Here is a 293-nt window from a genome sequence, read left to right on the forward strand (position 1 = left end):
AATGCAATTCACTAAAATTAATAAATCACGCCATGCGGCCTACGTTTTGCACGTACATTTGGTGTTTATTACCAAGTATCGAAAGCCGATACTGGGGGATCTGCATCACGCTTCATTCGGTCAGTGTGCGGCAGAGGTTTGCAGAGGTTTTGGTGCGGAACTGAAAGAGTGTGACGGAGAGGCTGATCATGTTCACATGCTGATAGAGTACGCGCCAACGGTGCAGCTATCGGTACTGGTGAACTCGTTAAAGGCGGTCACATCAAGGCGACTGCGTAATGAATTTCTGGACT

Annotated in this window: 1 protein-coding gene; it reads left to right on the forward strand. The window is 47.8% G+C overall.

Features of this window, described 5'->3' with window-relative positions; all coding sequences use genetic code 11:
• Position 1: 1 nt before the first annotated feature.
• The coding region (tnpA, locus tag J9892_RS23845) for an IS200/IS605 family transposase (protein ID WP_210539148.1) at positions 2 to 293 on the forward strand (292 nt) is incomplete at its 3' end.

Origin of the sequence: Aeromonas sp. Prich7-2 (assembly GCF_017939255.1) — a bacterium.
Classification (GTDB): Bacteria; Pseudomonadota; Gammaproteobacteria; order Enterobacterales; family Aeromonadaceae; genus Aeromonas; species Aeromonas caviae.